At 39.9% G+C, this 7,978-nt stretch carries 3 protein-coding genes and 2 pseudogenes; all 5 read left to right on the forward strand.

Translation table 11 applies throughout. The features are described 5' to 3' along the window. Positions 1-747: 747 nt before the first annotated feature. Complete coding sequence (locus BBG47_RS26620; protein ID WP_065294264.1) at positions 748-2,025, forward strand: S41 family peptidase; 1,278 nt, start codon at positions 748-750, stop codon at positions 2,023-2,025. Positions 2,026-2,193: 168 nt separating this feature from the next. Further along, entirely contained in the window at positions 2,194-2,784 is a 591-nt protein-coding gene (locus BBG47_RS26625) for a YdcF family protein (protein ID WP_065294265.1), read from the forward strand. Positions 2,785-3,259: 475 nt separating this feature from the next. After that, positions 3,260-5,609, forward strand: a pseudogene (locus BBG47_RS26630) (S9 family peptidase). A 150-nt stretch (positions 5,610-5,759) separates the two neighbouring features. Then, a complete protein-coding gene (locus tag BBG47_RS26635) occupies positions 5,760-6,635 on the forward strand; it encodes an S-layer homology domain-containing protein (RefSeq protein ID WP_065294266.1) in 876 nt (291 codons plus the stop codon). Positions 6,636-6,765: 130 nt separating this feature from the next. Next, positions 6,766-7,978: pseudogene (locus tag BBG47_RS26640) on the forward strand (PD40 domain-containing protein); the annotation flags it as partial.

A 7,978-nucleotide genomic window follows, 5' to 3' on the forward strand; every position in this document is an offset into this window, starting at 1 on the left:
TTGAGGGAGATGTTCCCTGAGGACGATAAATAATCCGATTAGGTGGGGATGCGAGTCAAGAATCCATATGATAGCGATGCAATAACATTCACGATGGCAATTTCGGAGGAGAATCTATGGAATTTAATTCAGGTGGATCAAATTTATTTTGCTACCTATGAGTATACAGATATAAACAAGAAGGTCGAATTAGTTTCTATAAAATATCCATCATAGCCGTTGATGGGAAAGAATACATTTAGAAGTGTTATAATAGACTCATTTGAAATAGTGAATCTAGCCTATTTGGTTGAAGATATTGACGAAGAAATTAGGGCGAAAATGACTTTTGTCCAGAGAGACTATGAAAGCCAAGGAACAAAGCGATTGGAGATCTTGACTATTTAGTTGAGAACTATTGGGGTATGGAAACGACCATATTAATTGGAGGAAGTTCACCAATTAAAAGCCAGATGGCGGTATCTAATGATGCGCCTTTTTTGCATTTATATTAAAACAAAAAAGCAGAAAAATAACTGGATTTCATTCTACTTCTAGATTCGGCACCTTGTGCTCCTTTTCCACTGGATGTATAATCATGGGAAATTAATGGAAATCAACAACCCGAACTAAGAGGTAAGCTATCTAGAGTCTGGTTAATTCACAACGGGGGACTATTTTATGTAGCAATACTATTGAGTTAGAAATTGCTGCTCGACCGTTTCGTTTAGATGTTGTTCAAGAAGAGATTCGGAGGGAAAGAATAATATGAACTACGTAAATATATTTGCTGAAATTGTTTCTATCATGCATCAGGATTATGCAGGGTATGAGGAAAAAAAAGGTTGGGATAATCCTGATTATTTTACAGAAAAAATAGAGCGCCTTGAAACCAGTGAATTAATGACACCGCAACTGTTTGCTGAAATTGTGAATGAATACCTTGTTAGTTTCCAAGATCGTCATATGTATTTTCACTTACATAATTCAGAAAAGGTAGAAGTTAAAACATGTGGTTTTTTTGTAAGGAATTACGAAGACACCTTATACGTAACAGAGGTTTATGAAGAGAACAGATTTGGAAAAGGGGCAAGAATTGTTTCTGTCGACGGACAATCGATTTCTTCGATAAGAAAACAGCAACGTGCAATGCTTAGAGAATCTCATCCGGAGAGAGAGGAATGGGATGAAATCCTAAACAAAGCTAAGTATTTTGAGCTTATTAACGAAAATGAAGATGTAGTTAAACTGGAATTGAATTTATATCGACGAACCCCTAAAAAGTCAACTTACGATATTCGTTCTATTAACGAAGACACTTTATTAGTAACCCTTTCTGATTTTGGAGATACCGATCGTATCGTGAATCTAATTGAAAAGCATAAGGATGACCTGCTTGCAAGTAAAAATGTAATTGTTGATGTCCGGCATAATAGTGGAGGAAATGCTCATGCTGGCAATTCTTTAGTGAGATATTTTTATAAAAAAGGAGAAAAGCCAAGTTCTGAACTGAAAGTACGAGAATTTAATTGTTCTGACCGTAATGTGGAACTATTTTTAAAATCGGCCGAGAACGTTCGAAGCTCAACAGATGATGAAGATACGCTTAAAATGCTAGAGTTTGGTGAAAATCAATTTAAAACCTATCGAAATCAAGGATTTGTTGCTTTTGATTTTTCAGAATTTATAGCTGACAGAGTAAACGAATTTGAAGGGGAAGATAACCCAGAAAATGTAATTATATTATCGGACTATTATTGTGCAAGTGCCGGAGAGGAATTTGTGGGGACTAGTAAAGGATCATCCAAAGTAACAATAGTAGGACGTGCTACTATGGGACTAAATGATTATAGCGACTTAGTTAGTATCAATTGGGACAAACAGTTTACTCTATATTATCCCATATCAAGACTTGAACAGAAAACCGAAGTACACCCAATACACGGAAAAGGAATTCAGCCAGATATCTATATCAAATGGACACCTAAACATATTGAAGAAGATATAGATTTACAGCAAGCCTTGAAATTAATTAATAGAAGATAAGCAATGCACGAATAGATTGTCGAGACTCGGGCCATACCGGTGTCCCAATCTAGTTTGACAAAGTGCTCTATTTGGGGACACCATCATGTGAAATGCCCGAAAAGCCATCATTATTTTGCCCTTCGAGCGATAGATTGCATATATATGATTAGGAGAGGGGGATCAACGTTGTATCTATCTGAGTTAGAAGAAGGAGAGGTATCCAAGGAGCTCGCACATCAGATTTTGTTTCAGGGAATACGAGATGATGACGCTAAGTGCGATTGTATTGTTGTGCCGTCTAGCAGAACGAGCAATAAATATAGAACGCCCGCTGCAGTGGAGTTGTATTTCCAGGGACGTTCGTCTAGATTACTCTTCTTAGGCGGATATAATGGAGAATTTATAGAGTCTGAATCCATGCGATCGTTTGCGATAGAAAGAGGTATTCCGGAGAATGCGATCATCATAGAGACGATTTCAACCAATACGAAGGAGAATGTGATTGAATCCTTAGCTGCATTGGATAAACAAATCGGGCTGAACAATATGAAGCGAATCTTGATCTGCACAGCCTTTTATCACATGCGAAGATGTCATTTAACATTTTTAAGATATGCGCCTTCATGGTTTGAATATAGTTTTCATCCAGTATTAGATCAAACAACTAGGCCAGATAATTGGTGGCAGTATGAAAATGGAACGAAAAGAGTTCAAAAAGAAGTCAATGGATTGATACACTACGCGAAACATGGAGATATTATGGACTTTAATGTATAACGAAAGCTTTGATCCAGGTAGATTGTTTAAGCCAAAGGGGCACGATAGTTGAATATTTTACATTGTTGAGCAGACTACCACAGTCTGCTCATTTTATTAAGCTAATGCGCAGGATAGTTTGAACGATCTTCAACAATTGGCTCGTGGTCTGATAGAGGCTAAAATCAGCTTCGTGGGTCGTTACTTGAGCAAAGAACACATATGTCTTTGAACAGCGGCTATTATTGCACATATAGTCAGCTTAAGAAATTCGTAAGAGTAATGTAAGAAAAAAGAAGATTACGTCCTATAAGATATAGTTATTGAGAGAGCGAGAGAAGAAAAGAGTATGGAGCATATAGTATGAACGATTCGATTGACCAAGGCCTTTCAAGGGCTGGGAGTCGTCTCGAATGCAGTAAAAAGGGATATTTTCCGAATAAATGATTCATTCCTTAAAAATTCAGGGTACCAGCAGAGAGGGGAAACTGAAAGCATGAATGCAAGAAAAAGACTAGTCTCCGCAGCGATTGCGGCTATTATGGCCGTATCCATTCCCATGTCAGTCATGGCACAGGATGGAGCGAAACAAGCAGCACCATGGTATCAAGATGGAGTACAGACGCTCATAACGAAGGGAATCGTTGACAAAGGGGTACAACAAAATCAAGAGATTTCTGTTAAAGATTTTATCCGCTATGCGGTGGTATTGCTTACCTATCAACATGGCATCGATCCGATGAAGGTTGCTTCCGAGAAGGGGTGGTTGAAGGAAGGAGAATTCACTTCCGTTGACGCTCCAATCAAACGCGGTGAGATGGCACGCATGATGGTGCGGGCACTCGGCAAGGAACAGGGAGAAACGAGCTTGGCCGAATATGCAACAAGCGCCAAGGCACTTGGGCTCATTCAAGGGAATGCAGATGGAAGCTTGCACGAAGATCAGCCAGTGACTGTAGCTCAAGCGGCTGTTGTGCTTAAAAATTACAGCAATAAAATGCTAGCAACGTTGGACGACAGAGGTGTGGCACAAATTTCCGTGGAAGACTTCATGCGGAGTCCGGGCAGCTTTGGGTATAAGCTTTCTCCAGATGGCAAGTATCTTTCTTATGCGGGTACTTGGGAGAACCGTTCCAATGTGTTTGTAGAGAAAATCGGAGGGAAAAGCGAGCCTATTCGCGTGACAAGCTCAAAAGATCGCGATATCGCCGGCTTCTTCTGGAAAGGCGATAACATTCTATATCGCAAAGATAAGGGCGGAGATGAGAATTTCCATGTATATTCGTCCACTTTTAATGGCAATAAGGAAGTGGATTTGACGCCTTACGACAAGGTCAGTGTTCAACTCGTGAGCGAATTATCTGGTGTGAAAGACGAAATTCTGATCTCGATGAATAAAGAAGATGCTACCATCTTCGATGTATATAAATTGAATGTAAAGACAGGGGAAACGAAGCTGATCGCCAAAAACCCAGGGAACATTACGGCATGGGTAGCTGATCGCCAAGGCAAGATTCGACTCGCTTCTGAAAGCGACGGAGTTGTAAGTACATTGTTGTACCGCGATACGGAGGAAGAAGCGTTCAAACCGCTGGCTACGTTACATTTTGGAGATACGATAAATCCGCTTGGTTTCTCGGCAGACGGTAAATCGATCTATGCGGTCTCTAATAACGGTCGGGACAAGACGGCGCTCGTCAAGCTGAATGTAAAGGGTAAGGAAGAAGTTCTGTATCAGCATCCTGAAGTTGACGTGACTGGAGCATTTTACGACAAGAATCAAGATAAAATGCTGGCGGCTATCTATGTGACAGATAAAACGCATTTGGAGGTTTTTCGATGATAAATTCGGGGCGTTGCACCGCAAGCTGCAGCAGAAGCTTGGCGTCAGTGAAAGTGAAATCGGGCTAAACGATTATAACGAGGATATGACGAGGCTGATCGTTAGTGTTTCGAATGACAAGACTTACGGGATGTATTATTTGTATGATAACGTATCCGGTGAGTTAACATTCTTAGGTAATATGAGTCCGTGGCTTAAACCAGATCAGATGGCTGATATGTATCCGATCTCTTACAAGAGCAGAGACGGATTAACGATTCACGGCTATTTAACATTACCGAAAAATAAAAATCTCCAAAATCTTCCAATGATCGTCAATCCGCATGGTGGGCCGTGGATACGTGATATGTGGGGCTTCAGCCCGGATGTACAATTGCTCGCAAACCGCGGGTATGCCGTACTTCAAATGAATTTCCGTTCATCCATGGGATATGGGAAGTCCTTTATGGATGCAGGAAATAAACAATGGGGATTGAAAATTCAAGATGATATTACTGACGGTGTGAAGTGGGCGATTCAGCAAGGGATTGCTGATCCGAAACGAGTTGGAATTTATGGCATATCGTTTGGCGGATTCTCAGCCTTGACGGGCATTACGAAAACGCCGGAATTGTATGCTGCTGCTGTTGATCATGTAGGTATAACGAATATGTTCTCGCTCTTGGGAACGGTTCCACCGTATTGGGAGAACATGAGAAATCTCTATAACGAACGTGTCGGCAATGTCGAAAAGGACAAAGAAATGTTGAAGCAAGTTTCGCCGGTGTTCCACGTCGATAAGATCGTAACGCCATTATTCGTGGCTCAAGGGGCGAATGATCCGCGGGTGAAAAAAGCAGATTCCGACCAATTTGTCGAAGCACTCAAAAAACGCGGCACGCAAGTGGAGTATATGGTCAAGGATAATGAAGGACATGGCTTCACCAAAGAAGAGAACTTGATCGATTTCTTCAGTACAATGATCAAGTTTTTGGATAAATACTTGAAGCCGCAGAGCAAATAAGGTATCCATAGGCGAGGAGTATGGCGTCTGACAGTTGGTGTGGAGTGAACTGCAATGTGATTATAAAGGTTTATTATTTTTCCATCTATGTAACATATTTCAGCATATTCACGTCTAGGGGAATAATAAAGATATGCGGAGGAAAACGAGATGAGAAATGTAATGAAAAAGCCACTGATACTACTCATGTTAATCGCCGTCTTCAGCATGGGCATTAGCGGTTCCGCTTTTGCTCATAAAGAGAACAAGCAGAGTAAGGAAGACGGGAAAGAAAGCTTGAACGCGTCAACAGCAGTGACAATGATCGTAAAAGGCTTGGATTTAAACATCGATAATATTAAATTTATCAAGAAACCGGAGGCAACCGACTATTATACGAAGGTTAAAAACAACTCTTCATACGCGGAAGACTTCATCATCGCTCAATATAACGGGCTAGGCATTGCGAAAGACATTAATCCTTCTGCTAAAGTCACAAGGGAGCAATTCGCCAAATGGCTATTTGGGCAAGTAAGCCATAAAGGAAATTATGCATGGATCGAAAATTTCCAAAGCGTTTCGGATGCCGACCAGGTGACAGACGGATACATGGACAGTATTCAGAAGCTGCTCATTGCCAAAATCGTATCCCTAGACAGCAAGCAACGCTTCTATCCTAAGAGCTATATCACCCGCGCAGAAGCTGCCGATATGATCCGCAAAACGTTAACATTCATTAAAAACACAAAACCGGAAACACCTGATACTTCCGATCTCAACCAAGTAAAAATCATTTCGGAAAAAGAAACGGATTCTGTCACACGAGTTACGTTATCCGCCCTAGCTCCTCACTCTGGATATGGACTCGAGATCACGGGCATCCAATTCTCGAAAGGCGTGGCCACTATTCAATATAGAGTCGTGCAGCCTGATCCTGACAAAATGTACATGCAAGTCATCACGGAGTTAAAAGCTGTGACTTATATACCTTCGGACTACAAAGCTGTATTAGGGGTAGTAAAACCCACAGCTCATTTTCAAGGCTAGTATTGTTGAGCAGGCTGCCGAAGCCTGCTCATTTTGCTAAGCTACCGGGTAGGAAAGTTGAATAATACCCCGAATATAGTATGGAGAGTTTAAAAGCGTATCTTTAGGCACTACGAGGGGGGGGTTATTAATGGAAATGAATGAAAAAGCATATCTAAGTATAGAAGAGATTATTTCATTACCAACCTTATCAGGTACAAATATAAGTGAAAATGGCAAAAACGTAGCATTTGTCAAGAAGACAGCTAACTGGAAAGACAATACATATAGGAATCATATATGGATATATGAAAAAGATAAGAAGCAGTGTTACCCATTAACAACTGGGGATATAGATAGTACATACCCATTATGGTCTCCAGATTCTAGAGATATCGCATACCTTAGCCCAGTTGGTGACGGGGATAATAAGAAAAATCAGATCTTTATTAAGTCAATAGATGGTTATAGTGGGGTTCAAATTACGGATGAGAAAGAAGGGGTCAGTACATTCAAATGGGAGCCTACTGGCAAGGGTTTTTATTATGTTGCACAGTCAAAAGAATCAGAGGCGATAAAGAAACGTAAGCAACTATATGGAGATTTTCATCATATAGGTAAGGAATACCAGAATAATTGTTTATATTACATTGAAATAGAAAAAGCGATACAAAATGATAACTATGAACACGAAAATAGCGTTGTTTATCAACTAACTGATGGTAAGGATTTTCATATCCATGAATTTGATATTTCAAATGATGGGAAAAAGGCTGTATTTATGGCTACACCAAGCTCAAATATGGGTGATTATATAAATGGAGATCTATACATACTAGATATTAAAGCTCGAGAGCTACAAAAGATGAATATAGATAAGTTGTTGGGAGGGAGCGTCTGTTTTTCTCCTGATGGCAGCAAAATATGCTACTCGGCAAGCATAAGGGAGAAGGATTACTATAAGACCTATATACAAGACAGTACACTCGAGATATATGATATTAATAATGGAGAGCTAATTCAACCTTTAACAGATTTTGATAGTACGGTTATTCCATTACGGTGGACAGCTAAAGGAATATTAATTAGATGGCAGAATAAAACGAATTATCTTATTGGGTTGTTATCTGAGAATGGCACTGTGGAAATGGCAAGCGAAAAAGTAGATGGCTTTATAATGGACGCTTCTATAACAAGGGATGGCAATCATATATCCTATAATAAGGCTATAACAAATGAAACTTTTGAAATCTATTTAGACGATAAAAAAATAACGAATGAAAATAGCTTTTTCAAAGGAAAGCTTAAAAGTAACAGGGAAATAATCTCATGGAAGCGGATTAACCCCATAAATTTGGACACAT

The sequence above is a fragment of the Paenibacillus sp. KS1 genome, from assembly GCF_001680695.1.
GTDB lineage: Bacteria > Bacillota > Bacilli > Paenibacillales > Paenibacillaceae > Paenibacillus_B > Paenibacillus_B suaedae.